The 15,812-nt window shown below is 71.3% G+C and carries 15 protein-coding genes (1 of these 15 running past the window's edge); 9 read left to right on the forward strand and 6 right to left on the reverse strand.

All coding sequences use genetic code 11. From position 1 onward, the window contains the following. Both DEIGR_RS13610 and DEIGR_RS13615 read left to right on the forward strand, forming a co-directional pair. Nucleotides 1-644: the 3' portion of an acyl-CoA acyltransferase gene (locus DEIGR_RS13610; RefSeq protein WP_236704808.1), read on the forward strand. Its footprint begins 181 nt before the window's first position; the window shows 644 of its 825 coding nt (coding positions 182-825); its start codon lies beyond the left edge, outside the window; the stop codon is at nucleotides 642-644. Between the two features lie 56 nt (nucleotides 645-700). Next, entirely contained in the window at nucleotides 701-1,252 is a 552-nt protein-coding gene (locus DEIGR_RS13615) for a single-stranded DNA-binding protein (RefSeq protein WP_058978070.1), read from the forward strand. 107 nt (nucleotides 1,253-1,359) lie between these two features. Here the strand turns inward: DEIGR_RS13615 and DEIGR_RS13620 are convergent, their stop codons facing one another. The 3 genes from DEIGR_RS13620 to DEIGR_RS13630 all read right to left on the reverse strand — a co-directional run bounded on the left by DEIGR_RS13620 (nucleotide 1,360) and on the right by DEIGR_RS13630 (nucleotide 3,210). Then, the gene (locus DEIGR_RS13620) at nucleotides 1,360-1,794 is read right to left on the reverse strand and encodes a pyrophosphohydrolase domain-containing protein (protein WP_058978072.1); all 435 of its coding nucleotides are present in this window, start codon (nucleotides 1,792-1,794) and stop codon (nucleotides 1,360-1,362) included. A 9-nt stretch (nucleotides 1,795-1,803) separates the two neighbouring features. Continuing rightward, a complete protein-coding gene (locus DEIGR_RS13625; RefSeq protein WP_058978073.1) occupies nucleotides 1,804-2,223 on the reverse strand; it encodes a hypothetical protein in 420 nt (139 codons plus the stop codon). 339 nt (nucleotides 2,224-2,562) lie between these two features. Continuing rightward, nucleotides 2,563-3,210 (reverse strand): metallophosphoesterase family protein, encoded by a 648-nt coding sequence (locus DEIGR_RS13630; protein WP_058978075.1) that lies wholly within the window; start codon nucleotides 3,208-3,210, stop codon nucleotides 2,563-2,565. Between the two features lie 110 nt (nucleotides 3,211-3,320). Here DEIGR_RS13630 and DEIGR_RS13635 point away from each other — a divergent pair, with 110 nt between their 5' ends. The 4 genes from DEIGR_RS13635 (at nucleotide 3,321) to DEIGR_RS13650 (ending at nucleotide 7,601) form a co-directional block, all read left to right on the forward strand. Next, a complete protein-coding gene (locus DEIGR_RS13635) occupies nucleotides 3,321-3,854 on the forward strand; it encodes a GNAT family N-acetyltransferase (RefSeq protein ID WP_058978076.1) in 534 nt (177 codons plus the stop codon). 131 nt (nucleotides 3,855-3,985) lie between these two features. Then, nucleotides 3,986-4,885, forward strand: a complete 900-nt coding sequence (gene rocF, locus DEIGR_RS13640) for an arginase (protein WP_058978078.1) — start codon at nucleotides 3,986-3,988, stop codon at nucleotides 4,883-4,885. Nucleotides 4,886-4,978: 93 nt separating this feature from the next. After that, nucleotides 4,979-5,851, forward strand: coding sequence for a PSP1 domain-containing protein (locus DEIGR_RS13645; RefSeq protein ID WP_058978080.1), 873 nt, complete (start codon nucleotides 4,979-4,981; stop codon nucleotides 5,849-5,851). 34 nt (nucleotides 5,852-5,885) lie between these two features. Further along, the gene (locus DEIGR_RS13650; protein ID WP_058978082.1) at nucleotides 5,886-7,601 is read left to right on the forward strand and encodes a M3 family oligoendopeptidase; all 1,716 of its coding nucleotides are present in this window, start codon (nucleotides 5,886-5,888) and stop codon (nucleotides 7,599-7,601) included. 72 nt (nucleotides 7,602-7,673) lie between these two features. Here the strand turns inward: DEIGR_RS13650 and DEIGR_RS13655 are convergent, their stop codons facing one another. Beyond that, on the reverse strand, nucleotides 7,674-8,762 hold the full coding sequence (locus DEIGR_RS13655) for a DUF4384 domain-containing protein (RefSeq protein WP_058978084.1): 1,089 nt from the start codon (nucleotides 8,760-8,762) through the stop codon (nucleotides 7,674-7,676). 181 nt (nucleotides 8,763-8,943) lie between these two features. Continuing rightward, entirely contained in the window at nucleotides 8,944-9,498 is a 555-nt protein-coding gene (locus DEIGR_RS13660; RefSeq protein ID WP_058978086.1) for an endonuclease dU, read from the reverse strand. A gap of 98 nt (nucleotides 9,499-9,596) precedes the next feature. Between DEIGR_RS13660 and DEIGR_RS13665 the strand changes: the two genes are divergently transcribed. Further along, a complete protein-coding gene (locus DEIGR_RS13665; protein ID WP_236704752.1) occupies nucleotides 9,597-10,910 on the forward strand; it encodes a GNAT family N-acetyltransferase in 1,314 nt (437 codons plus the stop codon). A 282-nt stretch (nucleotides 10,911-11,192) separates the two neighbouring features. Here the strand turns inward: DEIGR_RS13665 and DEIGR_RS13670 are convergent, their stop codons facing one another. After that, nucleotides 11,193-12,422 (reverse strand): MDR family MFS transporter, encoded by a 1,230-nt coding sequence (locus tag DEIGR_RS13670; protein ID WP_058978089.1) that lies wholly within the window; start codon nucleotides 12,420-12,422, stop codon nucleotides 11,193-11,195. An 82-nt stretch (nucleotides 12,423-12,504) separates the two neighbouring features. On the opposite strand from DEIGR_RS13670, the gene DEIGR_RS13675 reads away from it, so the two are divergent. Next, nucleotides 12,505-14,229, forward strand: coding sequence for an ABC transporter substrate-binding protein (locus tag DEIGR_RS13675; protein WP_058978091.1), 1,725 nt, complete (start codon nucleotides 12,505-12,507; stop codon nucleotides 14,227-14,229). Between the two features lie 25 nt (nucleotides 14,230-14,254). Further along, nucleotides 14,255-15,772, forward strand: coding sequence for a Ppx/GppA phosphatase family protein (locus DEIGR_RS13680; RefSeq protein ID WP_058978093.1), 1,518 nt, complete (start codon nucleotides 14,255-14,257; stop codon nucleotides 15,770-15,772). Nucleotides 15,773-15,812 lie beyond the last annotated feature (40 nt).

Consider the following 15,812-nt stretch of genomic DNA (forward strand, 5'->3'; position numbering starts at 1 on the left):
TGCTGGGCGCGTACCCGCTGGATCAGCCGGAGCGGCCGGTGGGGCTGGCGTTCGGCTTCCCGGCGCTGCGGGATGGCGCGGTGTGGCATCACTCGCACCTGCTGGCCGTTGATCCGGCCTGCCGGGGCTCGGGGCTGGCGGTGGCGCTGAAGGACGTGCAGCGGCGGCTGGCACTGGCGCAGGGCCTAACCCGCATGACGTGGACCTTCGATCCGCTGGTGACGAGGAATGCCCGCCTGAACCTGGGGAAGCTGGGGGCCACCGCGCGGACGTACCTGCCGGACTGGTACGCGCTGGAGGAGGACCGTGCCGGGGCGTTTCCGGCGGACCGCCTGCTGATCGAGTGGGATCTGGCGCGCGGCCCAGTGGAACGTCCGGCCCCGCGACCGGAGGGACTGCGGGTCCTGGAGGCGTTGGGCGACGGGCCGGGCGTGCCTCTGCCCCTGGAGGGCGAGGTCCTGATCGCCCCGACGTTGCTGGCCGAGGTGCCGCTGCGCGTGGACGCTCTGCCGGAGCCGGTGCGGCGGGCGTGGCGGCTGGCACTGCGTGACGTGCTGGGCGGCGCGCTGGCGCGGGGGTTCGCGGTGGTGGATCTGGCGCGGGAGGATGAGCGGGCCTTCTACGTGCTGCGCCGGGAAGGTTGAGCGGCCACTGTTCAGAACCCCCAGGCCATGTTATGTTATTTACATAAGGAGGTCAGATGTTACATATTGAATTCACCACCGACCTGGGCGCCAAAGTCACCGTGGACGTCGAGAACGCCTCGGCACTCCTCGACACCCAGCGGCAGTACGGCCGCCTCGGCTGGACCAGCGGCGAGATCCCCAGCGGCGGCTACCAGTTCCCGTTGGAGAACGAACCCGACTTCGACTGGCACCTCATCGGCGCGCGCAAGTGGACCAGCCCCGACGGCGAGGACCTCGTCATCCACAAGGGGCACGCCTACCGCCGCCGCGAACTCGAAGCGGTCGACAGCCGTAAGATGAAACTCCCCGCCGCCGTCAAGTACTCCCGCGGCGCGAAAAGCACCGACCCCGAGCACATCCGCGAGAAGAGCGACGGCGAATTCGAGTACGTGACCCTCGCCATCTTCCGCGGCGGCCGCCGCCAGGACCGCTACGCCACGCCCGGCGCCCGCCCCGGCACGCCCACGCAGGCCCCCACCCAGGCCGCGCGGCCCGCCCCCACCCGCCCGGCCCCCGCACCAGCCCGCCCCGCCCCGGCACGCGCAGACGACGAACCGCCATTCTGAGGAGGTTGTGGGTTGTGGGCTGTGGGGTGTAGGAACACCACAGAAAAAGGGCACCCCAGATCGGCGGTGCCCTTCCTCTTTTCCCACTCCCTCCTGCCCACTCCCCTCTACCTACCGCCCACTGCCCGTTCGATCACCGAGCGCACGTCGGCGGGCTGCCACCCTTCGGGTTTGAGGATCTTCCCGTCGGCGCGGCGCGGCCCGCTGGCCTTGGTCAGGTTCGCGCGGTGGACCTCGGCGAACACGGCGTCGGCATCCAGTCCCAGGCGGTCGAAGGCGCCGTACGTGACGTACAGCAGGTCGGCCAGTTCGTGCGCCAGGGCGGTCAGGTCGTGCGCGGCCAGGGTCTCCCCGGCGTCCAGGCGGGCGGCGAGGGCCTGGAATTCGACGTCCACCTCGGCCGCCTCCTCCTGGATGAGGGTGCGGCGCAGCGTCAGCAGGGCGCGGTCGGGGGGCGTGGGGGTGTCACGGCGGTCCTCGCCGATGGCGTCGTGGAAGTCGCGCAGGTGGCGGGCGTTCGTTTTGGGGGCATGACTGGTCATCCGGTCATGCTAACGGCCCGGCCACAGGCTGCGGCGTGGGGCGAGGTCGGCGTCCGTGACGGTCACGCGCGCCGCGCCCGCTGTGACGGGCACGGGGAGGTTCAGGTCCACGCGGCGGCACACGCGTTCGCGCAGGCCGCACACGAACAGCGGGCCGCGCAGGCGCAGCTCCCCGGCGGGCGCGGCGGGCAGGGTCACGCGGACGGGCAGCAGCAGCCCGAAGGATTCCGGGTGGGTGACGCTGGCCGGGCCACTCAGCCGCACGGGCAGCGGCGCGCGGCCCGGGGCGTGCAGGGTCAGGGCGCTGGGGGCCTCGCGGTTCACCAGAACGGCCCGCAGGTCGAACCTCACCTCCACGGTCAGGGGGGCGGCCCCGGCGACGCCCGCACTCAGCAGCAGTGGGACCAGCAGGAGCGGCAGCGGGCGCATACCGGGCAGCCTAGCAACAGCCAGTGGCGTGCGGGGTCGCAACAGACCGCCGCCCCGGAGGTGGGGTCCGGGGCGGTCAGGGAAAACTCTGGTTGGGTCAGGTTGAAGGACTTGCACCTTCCGCGCGCTGGCCGGGTGGCCTGCGACCTGCTCGCGCGCCCGTTGGTGAAGAGGTGGGCGTCTCCCTCTCGGCCTTCGCCCCGTGGGGGGCGACCTCACCAGGCCGAGGCGAAGTATGCCCCGCCAGTGTCAGCGCCGCATGTGCCGGATCTACAGCGGGCCTTAAGCAAAATGGCGCAGAGGGAACACTGTTCCAGACGACACCAACTCATTCAGCCGCTACAGGTCCACGATGTGGTACCCGTACGCGTTGATGACCCGCGCGCCGCTCTCGGGGTCCAGGTACTCCAGTTTCTTCCCCTCGTACTCGTGGATGTGCCCGTGCACGACCAGGCGGGGGTGACGGCGGGCCATGAACGCGCTGATGTCCGGGCAGCCCCGGTGCGCGTAGTCACTCCCGGCGTGCGGGCCGGTGGGGGGCGCGTGCGTCAGCAGGACGTCCACGCCGCGCCGCGCCTGCCACGCCAGCCGCCCCAGCCCCCAGCGGGCCTGCGCGCGGGTGTACTGCCCCTCGCCGTCTGTGCGGTAGCGGGGCACGCCGCCCCAGCCCGCCACGCGCAGCCCGGCCTCCTCGATCACGCGGCCGTGCGCGGCAATCACGCCGCGCGGGGGAATGCGGCCCTCGCCCTCGTTCACGTACTCGTTCTCGTGGTTGCCGTGCACGTAGATGATGGGCACCGTGAGTTTCGTCGCCAGGAACTCCAGGTAGTAGCCGGGCAGGTCCCCGGCGGCCAGTACCGCGTCCACCGGGGGCACGCCCTGCGGGAACGCCGAGCGGTACACGAACGGGTGGACGTGATCGGCCAGCACCATGACGCGCTTCCCCAGCGGGGCGCGGGACAGGGGGGGCAGGGCGGGCGGCGTCATGGTCAGGATGAGGGTGGTCCGAAGGCGGCCAGACCGGGGGTACTGCGCGTGATGGACGAGTGTACCCCCGCGCGACACTCCGGGGAGAGGGGTCGCGCTAGCGTGCGGGCGTGCCGGTCCTCCAGACGCCCCGCCTGCTGCTGCTGCCCCTGTCCCGCGCGGTGATCGCGCGCCGCTTGGAGGCCGAAGCGTTCACGCTGCCCCTGCCCGGGCCGGACGGGCCGCTGGACGTGACGTTCGAGCCGGAGTGGCCGGGCGATCCGCTCCCCGTCTTTCCGGGGATGCTGGCAGCCATGACCGGGCAACAGGCCGAGGTAGCGGGCTCGTTCATCGCCGTGCAGCGGGACACCGGCGAGGCGGTCGGGATGCTGGGCACGAAGGGGCCCGCCTCGCCGGAGGGGGCGCTGGAGATCGGGTACGGCTTCAACCCGGCAGTGTGGGGGCAGGGCCTCGCCACCGAGGGCGTGGGTGCGCTGGTGACGTACCTGCACGCGGGGCCGCACGTGCGAGCCGTCACGGCTGAGACCGCCGTGGACAACCCGGCCAGCGCGCGGGTCCTGACGAAGCTGGGCTTCCGGCAGGTGGGCCGCGGAGACAGCGACGAGGATGGCCCGCTGATCCTGTGGGCGCACGCCGCCACCTGAGCAGCACCGGATGACTACCGCCCAGCATGAATATTCACCTGAATACTCAGCGCCTCTCATCTGAACGCGCCGCGTGGAAATAATGTTGCAGGCGTGAGGCATACCGCCCCGGACCCCTTAGGCTGGAGTGCATGAACCTCTCGATTCTGGGTATCCCGATGGACCTCGGGGCGGGCCGCCGTGGCGTGGACATGGGCCCGTCCGCGCTGCGCAACGCCCACCTGACCCGCGCGCTGCGCGACCTCGGCCACCGCGTGACCGACCTGGGCGACGTGCGCGTGGCGCTGCCCGAGAGCGTGGACAAGCTGGAGGAAGGGGGCATGGTGTTCCTGGAGTCCATCCTGGACGCCTGCCAGGGCACCCGTGACCGCCTCGCGGCGCTGCCCGCTGATACCTTCCCGCTGACGATCGGCGGGGATCACAGCGTCAGCATGGGCACCGTGACCGGCAACGCCCTGCGCGGCACCCCGGGCGGGGCGCGCATGGGCCTGATCTGGGTGGACGCGCACACCGACTACAACACGCCGGGCAGCAGCCCCAGCGGCAACATTCACGGCATGCCGGTCGCGCACCTGACCGGGCTGGGCGACCCGCGCCTGACCGGGCTGGGCGGCGGCTGGCACATGCGCCCCGAGGACATCGTCATGATCGGCATCCGCAGCGTGGACCCCCATGAACGCGACCTGCTGCGCGAGGCCGGGATCAAGGCGTACACCATGAAGGACGTGGACCAGCTGGGCATCACCCGCATCCACGAGGAGACCCTGGAGCGCCTGAGCGGCACCCAGCGGCTGCACGTGTCCTTCGACGCGGACGCGCTGGACCCCAGCGTGTGCCCCGGCGTCGGCACGCCCGTCCCCGGCGGCCTGACGTACCGCGAGGGTCACCTCCTGATGGAACTGCTGTCCGAGTCGGGCCGCGTGACGAGCATGGACATCGTGGAGGTCAACCCGATCCTCGACACCCGCAACCAGACGGCGGAGGTCATGGTGGGCATGGCCGCCAGCCTGCTCGGGCAGCGCATCCTCTGACCTGCGGCTCTCCCCTGCCCCGCCCTGTGCGTGGTGGGGGCTTTGTGCACGGGGTCTCGACGGCCCCCCGCGTGGCGTGACATCCTGCGCGTCATGGTCGTCCTGCCCATCCGTTTCGAGCGCAGTCCCCGCCTGCACCCCATGCTGAGCGAGGTCGCGCACCCGGTGGGCACCCGCGTGGTCGTGCAGGGCAAACGCGGCCCCGAGGTCGCGACCGTGCGCGGCGAACCCACCCCGCCGCAGGAGCAGGAGCGCTACGGCGCGGTGCTGCGCGCCGCCACGCCCGAGGACCTGAGCCGCTGGGAGGAACTCCATGCCACCGGCGAGGACCTGAAGTGGCTGCTGCGCGCCCGCGCCCGGCAGCGCAGCCTCCCGGTGAAGGTCGTGGCGGTCGAGTTCACGCTCGACGAGAGCCTGGTGACGGTCAGCTACAGCGCCGAGGAACGCATCGAACTGACCGGATTGATCAGCGAGCTGCGCGGGCACACGCGCGCCCGGGTGAACTTCGCGGCGGTCGGCCCGCGCGAGCAGGCGCAGATGATCGGCACGCTCGGCGCATGTGGCCGCGAGAACTGCTCCTCGACGCACCTGCAGGACTTCGCGCCGGTCAGTATCCGCATGGCGCGCGACCAGCAGCTCCCGCTGAACCCGGAGAAACTGTCCGGGCCGTGCGGGCGGCTGCTGTGCTGCCTGCAGTTCGAGCACACCCAGTACCTCGACCTCCTGAAGGACCTGCCGCGCAAGAACGCCCGGGTGTGCCATGAGGGGAGCGGCGCGTGCGGGAAGGTCACGAAGCTGCACCCGCTGGTCGGGACGGTGGACGTCACGACCGATCAGGGCGTCCTGACCGACGTGCCCGCCGCGGAACTGCGCCGCCTGACGGACGCGGAGATCAAGGCGCTGCCCGACACCGGCCGGGGTGGGGGTCGTCCGGGCAGGCCGAATCGCGCGCAGCCGCGAGAATGACGGGGTTCACGGCCCGGACGGTACACTCGCGCCAATGACCGCCACAGATCTGAGTGCCGTTGAAGCCACCCTGGCCGTCCCGGACGCCCTGGCCCGCTGGGAGGCGTTCGCGCCGCGCGTGCAGGCCCTGCTGGACGCTCCGCTGAGCGCGGCGGACGTGCCGGCGTGGCTGAGCACGTGGAGTGACCTGAGCGGCGAGCTGCACAGCGTCGCGGCGAAACTCGCGACGCACGCCGACCTGCACACCGATCAGCCGGACGTGCAATCGCGCTTCCAGGCGTTCACGGGGACCGTGATGCCCGAGGCGGCACGGGCCGAGCAGGCCCTGAAGGAGAAGCTGCTGGCCGTGCCGGACTACGTGCCGGACGCCGGTTTCGCGCTGACGTACCGCCGCATGCGGGACGAGGCGGCGCTGTACCGCGAGGCGAACGTGGCGCTGGGCGTCACGCACGAGGAGCAGAAGAACCGCCACTCGGTGATCACGGGCAACCAGGGGGTCACGCTGCGCGGCGAGGCGCTGACCATCCCGCAGGCCAGGCAGCGCCTCGACCACCCCGAGCGCGCCGAGCGTGAGGGGGTGTGGCGCGCCCTGACCGCGAGCAACCTGGGCGTGGCCGCCGACCTGGACGGCGTGATGCGGGACCTGCTCGCCACGCGCTGGCAGCTGGCGCGCAACGCGGACGAGGTGAACTTCCGCGACTACCAGTGGAAGGTCCTCGACCGCGTGGACTACACCCCCGCCGACTGCGCCGCGTTCCACGAGGCGGTGCGGGACGAGGTCGTGCCGCTGACCGCGCAGCTGGCCGGGGACATCGCCGCGCAGCTGGGCCTGGACTCGGTGCGCCCCTGGGATTACAACCGCAACAACCTGCTCGACCCGCGGGGCCGCGCGCCGCTGGCGCCTTTCCAGACGGGCGCGCAGCTGGAGACGCTGGCGCAGGTGACCTTCGACGCGCTCGACGCGGGCCTGGGCGCGCGCTTCGGGCAGATGCGCGCGGGTGGCCTGCTGGATCTGGAATCCCGCCCGGGCAAGATGACGCACGCGTACTGCCAGTACTTCCCCACGCACAACGAACCGTTCGTGCTGATGAACGTGGTGGGCACCGCCGAGGACGTCCGCGTGCTGTTCCACGAGATGGGGCACGCCTTCCACGGCTTCTACAGCGGGGACGCGCAGCCCCTCGTGTGGAACCGCTGGAGTCCCATCGAGTTCGTGGAGATTCCCAGCATGGCCATGGAGTTCCTGACCCTGGATCACCTGGGGCACGCCTTCACGCCTGAGGAACTGGCCCGCTACCGCCAGAAGCAGCTGGAGGGCGTGATCGCGTTCCTGCCGTGGGCGGCGCAGATGGACGCCTTCCAGCACTGGCTGTACGCCGAGGCCCCAGAGGACGTGAGCATCGAGGCGCTGGACGCGAAGTGGCTGGAACTGGACCGGACCTTCCACCCGTTCGTGAACTGGGACGGGCTGGACGAACGGGCCCGCGCGAAGGGCTGGCAGTACTACCACGTGTTCCAGGTGCCCTTCTACTACATCGAGTACGCCATGTGTTACCTCGCGGCGACCGGCATCTGGCGCGCCGCGCAGGCCGACGCCGCAGGTGCCCTGGACCGCTACCGCGCCAGCCTGCGCCTGGGCAGCACCGTCAGCGTGCCCGAGCTGTACCGCGCGGCGGGCGTGGAGTTCCGCTTCGACCGCGAGCACATCCGGGGCCTGATGGCGTTCCTGCGCGGGCAGATGCAGGCCTGACCAGCGGCACCGGGAAGCACCAACAGAAGGGGGGCCGCACATTCGCTGCGCGGCCCCCCTTCATGTGGTGGATCAGTACTGGTAGGTGGTGCTCTCGCTGACGTTCACACGCACGGTGCGGTTCGCGCCGCGGTCCACGGTCAGGGTCGCGGTCGTCGCACCCTTCACGAGCGTGCCGGTGTACCCGGTGGTCGTCTGACGGGTCTGCTGCAGAGTGTAGCCCATGTTCTGCAGGTCGCGGACCTTCTGGTCGTAGGCGCTGCGGGCGGGATCCTGGATGGTCGTCCCGGCGATCGCGCCGAGCAGGTTGCCGATCAGGTCGAGGACCGGGTTGCCGCTGGTGGGGGCGGGGGCGGCGATGGGACGGGCGAACTCGACGTTCAGGTTCGTGGTGCCGCCAGCGCGGACCGTGACCGTGGTGGTGAAATCGGTAAAGCCGGGGGCCTGCACGCGAACGGGGTACGTCCCGGCGCGGAGGTTGCTGTAGGTGACGTTCGCGCCGCCCAGACGCTGACCGTTCAGGATCACGGTCGCGTTGCCGACGTTCGTCCCGACGAACAGGCTGCCGGTGCTGACAGGGTTCTGCGCAGCGACCGTGTAGAACGCGGTGTCACTGACCCAGCTGTTCTGCGGCAGGGGATTGACGACGATGCTCAGCGCCTGGGCGAGGCCGGTCTGGCCGCCCTGGGTCTTGACGGTCGCGAACTGGTCCTGCGCGGTCTTGAACTCGCTGATCTGCGAGAGGTTCAGCGGGGTGAGGCTGGCCAGGGCCAGGACCTTGTTCTGCCCGATGGGGCCGCCCACGGTGTACGTGAAGTTCGCGCCGGCGGCGGGGAAGGTGGTGGTGGTGTTCGCCTTGACGAAGTTCTCGCCGCTCAGGCGGTTGGGGAGGATCTGATCGACGCTGCCGTCGGGGTTCACGTTGAACAGGTACACGTACGCGTCACGGTTGACGGTGGTGCTGACGCTGATCGGCTCGTCGATGCGGTACGCGGGGTTCTGGTTGCCGGTCGTGTCCTTGTTGATGCGGACGCTGACGCTCAGGTCAGGCTGGGTGGGGTTCACGATGATGCTCTGGGCGCTGATCTTCGCCTGGGCACCGGCGGTGCTGATGGCGGCGGCGGTCCCGAGGGCGAGCAGGGCGGTCAGGTTGCTTTTCATGAGATCAAGTCTGCGGCGAACGCGTGACGGCAGGCTGACCGCACCTGATGGAAGCCTTGAGAGTTCAGGAAAGCGTGAAGTCCTGCCAAGCCTACGGGGACGGTGCCGCGCGCACTGCCCGGATCGCGCCCGCGCCCCGCCCCTCAGGTGAAGTTCCAGCCGGGTCAGATGTGAGGACCATTCAGACGCGTCCACCCCGGCTGTGCCCCTGCGTGACCCCACGCGCGATCAGGTGCGCGGCCCGCAGCGGCTCCGGAACGCAGCCCGTGACCGTGAACGCCTCCAGCGCCCCCTGCGCCTGCGCCAACGTGAGCCCGGCACGCTGCACGAACACCCCCGCGCAGGGTTCCATCGGCCCGGCCGCCCCGATCAGCGCCCACTTGCGCGCCCCGCCCGGCACGCGCGTCAGCAGCGCCGCGCGGATGCGATCCAGGTCCGGGGCGCGCCGCGCGACGACCAGCACGGGCTTTCCCGTCTGCGCGTGCAGCGCGTGCAGGTCCACGACGTTGAAGCCCGCCAGCGCGATGCCCTGCAGCAGGATCAGCTGAATGTGCTCCGGAGACTGGTTCACCAGCCGCGCCAGTTCGGCCGTGCTGTTGCGCCCGTCACGCCTCACGCGGCCACTGACGACCCCATGCAGGGTGGCGCGGGCGTACACGGTCCCGATCACCGGCACGTCGCCCCGCCAGCCATGCGCGAAGGGCGCGTCGTCAAACCCGATGGCATGCGCGAACACACCCGCAGCGTAGCGCCCCGCAAGCGCCGATCTGGCCTACTCATCCCCTCCGCCATCCGGCGCATGCCGCGCTGACCGGCGGGGCGCACACTGCGAACATGACCTCCACCGCGCCCCAGACCACCCCGGAACCCCAGGCCCAACCGGCACCCGGCTGGCCCACCGTGACCCCCTTCGACCCGCACGCGGCCACCCCCGCGCAACGCCTCGCCGTCGGGCAACGCCTCGCCGACGCCTTCGCGCACACCCACCCGGACGACCCGGCCCTCCTGCCCGAAACCGAAGCCGTGGGCCTCACGCACCAGCTGCCCACCGAACGCACCGCGCACTACGCCGTGTGGAACGGCGAGCACGCGCTGGCCTGGGGCAGCCTGTCCTACGACCTCGAGCAGAACACCCACATGGCCCACCTGCGCCTCACCGTCCACCCCACCGCCCGCCGCCAGGGCCTGGGCCGCGCCGTCATGACCCAGCTCCTCACCCACGCCGACAAGCTGGAACGCGGCACCCTCACCTTCGGCACGAGCAGTCGCAGCCCCGCCGGCGAAGCCTTCGCGACCGCACTGGGCGCGCAACCCGCCCTCCCCATGCGCCAGAGTCGCCTGGACCTCACCACCCTCGACCACGACCTCCTGAGCCGCTGGCAGGCCCGCCCCGACGGTGACCCGTTCCGCCTGCACCTCTGGCAGCGCGTCCCCGACGAGTACCTGACCCGCGTCGCCGACATGATGATGGTCATGAACACCGCCCCCCGCGGCGACCTGGAACAACACGACTGGACGATCACGCCCGACATGATCCGCTCCTGGGAAACCATGATCGAGGAAGCCAACGAGACCCGCCACATGCTCGCCGTCGAGGACACCCGCACTGGAAGGCTCGACGCGTACAGCGAGGTCTTCTGGATGCCGGAACGCGCCACCCTCGTCTACCAGGGCGCGACCGCCGTGCGACCCTCCGCGCGCGGGCAGGGCCTCGGCAAATGGGTCAAAGCCGCCATGCTCGACCACGTCCTGCACGCCTGCCCCGGCGCCCGCTGGATCCAGACGAACAACGCCAACGAAAACGCCCCCAATGCTCGGCATCAACGTCGCACTCGGCTTCACGCCGTACAGCAGCTTCACGGAGTGGCAGCTGAAGCGGGCGTAACGCCGAGTTTGATGTTGTGTGGCTGCGCCTGCGGCGGGCCTCCCCACCCCCCAGCCCCCTACCCCAGAGGGGCAGGGGGGGCTTACGTTGCACTGGGCAAGAGTTGTTTCTGGTGCGGCGGTCTTGTAATGGGCGGTGACGTGTCTGGCTTCGACGCCATCCTGCCGCCCCCCCGCAAGGCCCGCGCGCTGCGCGCACGACGGCCGGTGGTGGTCTGCGGTCGTTGGCTGGGCAACTTGCAGGGATCCGCTGATCGACTTTGAAAAGACCGCTTCTGCAATAGCCCAAAAAGTAGAACCTTCCGGGTCGCACCACGATGTAGGGCCAACCCATCGTCGTGGCAACCGAGCCCGTCGTGCGCGCAGCGCGCGGGGCGAACGCGGCGAACCCGGAGGCATGCAGCCCCATCAGTGGCCGTCCCCGCCGATTACCCACACGCCAAGCCCGAGAAATACCTTGCCCAGTGCAACGCTGCTCCCCCTGCCCCTCTGGGGTAGGGGGCTGGGGGGTGGGGAGGCCCGCCGCAGGCGCCCACATTCCACCGTTCAAGCCCGTGCCAGCCTCCCCCCCGCTCCCGGACGCAGCGCCAGCGCGGTGAACAGGCTCCCCAGCGCGCCGAGCAGCAGCAGTGCGGCAGCCATGCCTGCCCCGCCGATGGCGGCGCCGAAGGGGAGGCCCAGTGCGGCCACCCATTTGCTGATCGTGAAGACTTGCCCGTGCGTGGCGAGGTACGCGCCGCGGCGTTCTTCGGGGATGAGGTCGGCGAGGAGGGCCTGACGGGTGGGGACGTAGAGCAGTTCGCCGATGCTGAGGATGACGGTGGCGGCGACCAGGGTGGGGAGGTGGGTGCTGTAGGCCAGTCCGGCGAAGCCGAGGGCGAAGAGGGCGAAGCCGGCGTGCATGGGTCGGTGCGGGTCGCGGCCGGTGAGCCAGCGGGCGACGGGGGCGGTGAGGGCGACGATGAGGAGGGTGTTGATGGCGGTGAGGACGCTGGCGGCGCGGATGCCGTCGAGGGTGAGGCCGTGCCAGTCGGTGTGGGGGAAGTGCTGGGCGAGGTGCACGGCGATGTGGTTGGTGCGGGTGAATTCGATGCTGAGGATGAGGATGCCGCCGAGGACGAAGAGGAGGAAGGGGCGGTCGGTGATGACCTGCGCGTAGCTGCGCAGGAGGGGTTTGAGGCCGAGGTCGGTGCGGGCGGTGGGGCTGGCGGCGCGCGTTTCGGTCATGAGGGCGGTGCAGAGGGCGGCGGTGAGGACGCTCATGCCGACGAGCAGGGCGAGCAGGAGCGTGAAGTGGTCGTGGTACAGCCAGCCGCCGATGAGGGTGCCAATCAGGATGCTGAGGTTCACGGCCCAGTAGTTGACGGCGTACATGAAGGTGCGGGTGTCGGGGGTGCTGACGTCGACGAGCATGGCTTCGGCGGCGGGGTTGATGAGGCCGCCGGAGACGTTGACGAGGAGCAGCGCGGCGAAGGTGAGCCAGGGGTTGGGGCCGTGAAGGTTGCCGAGGAGCATGAGGGTGAAGGCGAGGAGTTTCAGGCCTTCGCCGGTCAGGAGGGTGCGGCGGCGGCCGAGGGCGTCGGCGAGGGCGCCGCCGTATAGGCCCGCGAGGAACTGCACGATGCCTGCCACGAGCAGCAGTGTTCCGGCGAGTGCGGCGCCGAGGTGGGCGGTGAAGTAGATGGCCATGAAGGGGAAGACCATGCTGCCGACGACGCGGCTGAGGAATGACGTGGTGATGCGGGTTTTCACGTTGGGGTGCAGGGTGCGCCACATGCGTTCAGGGTGGCGCAGGTGGAAAGGGGGAAAAAAGACGCATAGTGGCGTGATGGTGTCCCCTTTTCCTGTTGATTCGCGTGTGCCGGACTGGCCGTACCTGTCGCTGCGGGCGGCGCTGCACGCGCGGGATGGGGTGCGGGACTGGCATCGGGTGACGCTGGCGGACGCGCAGGGGTGGTGGGGGTGCAGTGACCGGACGGCGAAACGGCAGCTGGCGCGGTTGCACGCTTCGGGGCGGCTGGTGTACACGCCGGGGCGCGGGCGGGGGAACACGTCGCGGGTGGCGTTCGCGACGGGGATGGAGGGGGAACTGGCGGCCCTGACGGCGGGTCTGGCGGCCGCAGGCGCGGCGGCGGATCTGGCGCGCCTCTCGCGGCTGGGCTTTCCGCGGGCGTGGGTGCTGACGGACGCGGTGCGTGGCACGTTCGGGCTGGGGGTGGGTCCGGCGGGCACGGATCGCCTGCGGACGGTGGTGACGCGGCCCCTGACCAGTCTGGATCCGCTGACGGTGAACTCGGCGGCGGAGGCGCATCTGCTGACGCAGGTGCTGGACCCGCTGCTGCTCTTCGATCCGCTGGCGGGGACGTTGCGGCCTCATCTGGCGCATCACTGGGGCACGCCGGACGGGGGGCGCCGCTGGGTGTTTCACCTGCGTAAGGGCGTGCAGTTCCATCACGGGCGGACGCTGGACGCGCAGGACGTGTGCTTCACGCTGGAGCGGGTGCGGCGTGGCGCGCCGTGGTACCTGGGCGGCGTGCTGGACGTGCGGGAGATCGCGCCGTTCACGGTGCAGGTCACGCTGGACCGGCCGGACCTGTTCTTCCCGCGGCGGCTGGCGCACGAGCAGGCGCTGATCCTCCCGTGGGACGTGCCGTTCGACGAGCGCCGCCCGGTCGGGACTGGGGCGTTCCGCTGGCACGCGCTGGACGGCGGGTTCCGGCTGGAGGCCTTCGACGCACACTTCGCGGGGCGGCCGCTGATCGACGAGGTGGAGGTGTTCCTGGTGCCCGAGCTGCGTGGGGACGCGCCGCCTGCCCTGGACGTATCGGGTGTGCCGGAGGACCCGGTCGAGCGCTGGGTGCCGGAGAACAGCGTGCATTTCCTGATCTGGAACGCCCACCGGCCCGCCGCGCGGTCGGCGGCGCTGCGCGCGGCGGTGGTCGAACTGCACGACATCCGCGCGTTCTGGCACGAATCGGGCCGCGCCGAGCGGCTGCTGCCGGCCACGTCGTTCCTGCCGCGCCGCAGCCTGAACCGTCCGCCGCGTGGGCACTCGCTGGCACGGGCGCAGGCGCTGCTGGCACGGGCCGCGTACGCCGGGCCGCCGCTGCGCGTGTGGGTGCTGGACCTGCCGGGCGCGCGGCAGGAGGCCGACTGGCTGGCCGCGCGGGCCGCCCGCCTGGGCCTGCCGATGCAGGTCGTTCCGGCGCCGCTGGACGCCCTGCCGGACGCCGGGGACGACGTGGATCTGGCGTTCATGGGTGAGATCGCCGGGTCGGACGAGCACCTGTCGTTCTGGTCGGCGCTGAAGCAGCCGGAGCTGCTGTTCCGCCGCCTGCTGCCCGCCGACGTGCTGCGCGACGTGGACGCCCTGCTGGACGGGTACCGCGTGGCTCCCGACGCGGCGGCGCTGGAGGCCCTGATGACCCGCGTGGAGGCCAGGTTGCTGGGCGGGCATCACCTGCACCTCACGCATCACCGCGTCAAGCGCCGCGCGGTGCATCCGCTGATCCGGGACGTGCATCCGGACGCGTACGGCCGGATTGATTTCAAGCGGCTGTGGCTGGGGGACGTGAGGCCCTGAGGCGCGCTGCGCTACGCTGCTGCCCATGAGGGTTGCCGTTGCGGATGTGGGTACCAATTCCAGTCACCTGCTCATCGCGGAGGCGGCGCGTGGGGATGCGGGCGGGTACCGGGTGCTGGACGCCCTGAAGGACCGCACGCGGCTGGGCGAGTGCCTGGACGGGTTGGGGAACCTGACGCCGGAGGGTGAGGACCGGCTGGCGTCGGCGTTGACGCGGTTCCGGGCGCTGGCGTCGGGGGCGGGCGTGGCGGAGATTCACGTGTGCGCGACGAGTGCGCTGCGGGAGGCGCCGAACGGGCCGGAGGTCGCGTCGCGGATGCTGGCGCGGACCGGGGTGTATCCGGTGATCATTAGTGGGGTGCGTGAGGGGGAGTTGACGTACCTGGGCGCGGCGCATGCGGTGGAGCTGGGGGCGGACAGCGTGCTGCTGGATCTGGGTGGGGGGAGTCTGGAGTTCGCGCGGGGGGACGCGGCGCGGGCGCTGGACGTGCTGAGCCTGCCGCTGGGGGCGATCCGGATGCGGGACGCGTTCCTGCGCGCGGACCCACCGGGGCGGCGGGAGCTGGCGGCGCTGGACGCGGCGGTGCGGGAGGCGCTGGAGCCGCATGTGGGGCGCTTCCGGGTGCGGCCGGGGACGCGGGTGGTGCTGTCGAGCGGTACGGCGGAGGCGGCGGCCGAGGCGATCCTGGCGCGGCGGGGCGAGGAGGCGCGTGGCGTGAACGGCACGCGCCTGAGCGTCACGGAACTGGGCGAGTTGCTGGAGTACGTGCGGGGCCTGAAGGGCGCGGCGCGGGCGCGGGTGCCGGGCCTGGAGCGCCGGGCGGACACGGTCGTGGCGGGGCTGGCGACGCTGCACGCGGCGCTGGGCGTGCTGGGCGCGCAGGAGTTCACGGTCAGCGAGGGTGCGCTGCGTGAGGGCATGCTGATCGAGGAATTGACGCGGCTGGAGGCGTACAGTTCGTCGATCAGTGCGCGGCAGCGCAGCGTGCTGGGCATGGCGGAGCGATTCGGGGCGAATCTGTCGCATTCGCGGCAGGTGGCGGCCCTGGCCCGTGAGCTCCTGGCGCGCCTGCGGGCGCTGGGCGTGGACCTGGGGGCGGAGGGTGAGGCGCGCAGCGTCCTGACGGCGGCGGGCGCGCTGCATGAGGTGGGGCAGATCGTGGCGCAGAGCGCGCATCACAAGCATTCGGCGTACCTGATCCGGCACGCGGAGTTGCGGGGGTTCACGCCGCGGGAGATCGAGCTGGTGGCGCTGCTGTCGCGCTACCACCGCAAGAGTGCGCCCAAGCTGTCGCATCCGGAGTTCGCGGCGCTCAGCGCAGCGGATCAGGCGCTCGTGACGCGCTGGGTGGGCATCCTGCGGGTCGCGGACGGCCTGGACCGCTCGCATGCGGGCGCGGCGCGCGTGACCGGCCTGACCCGCACGCGTGACGGCTGGCAGCTGGGCGTGCAGGGGGCCACGCCGCTGGATCTGGAGGGTGCGCGTGAGAAGGCGGACGTGTGGGCCCGCGCGTTCGGCCCGCTGACCCTGAAGGCCGAGTAGCACGCCGGGAATCACGGTCAGCGCCTGGGGGCGGGTATGC

The organism is Deinococcus grandis, from assembly GCF_001485435.1.
GTDB classification, from domain to species: Bacteria; Deinococcota; Deinococci; order Deinococcales; family Deinococcaceae; genus Deinococcus; species Deinococcus grandis.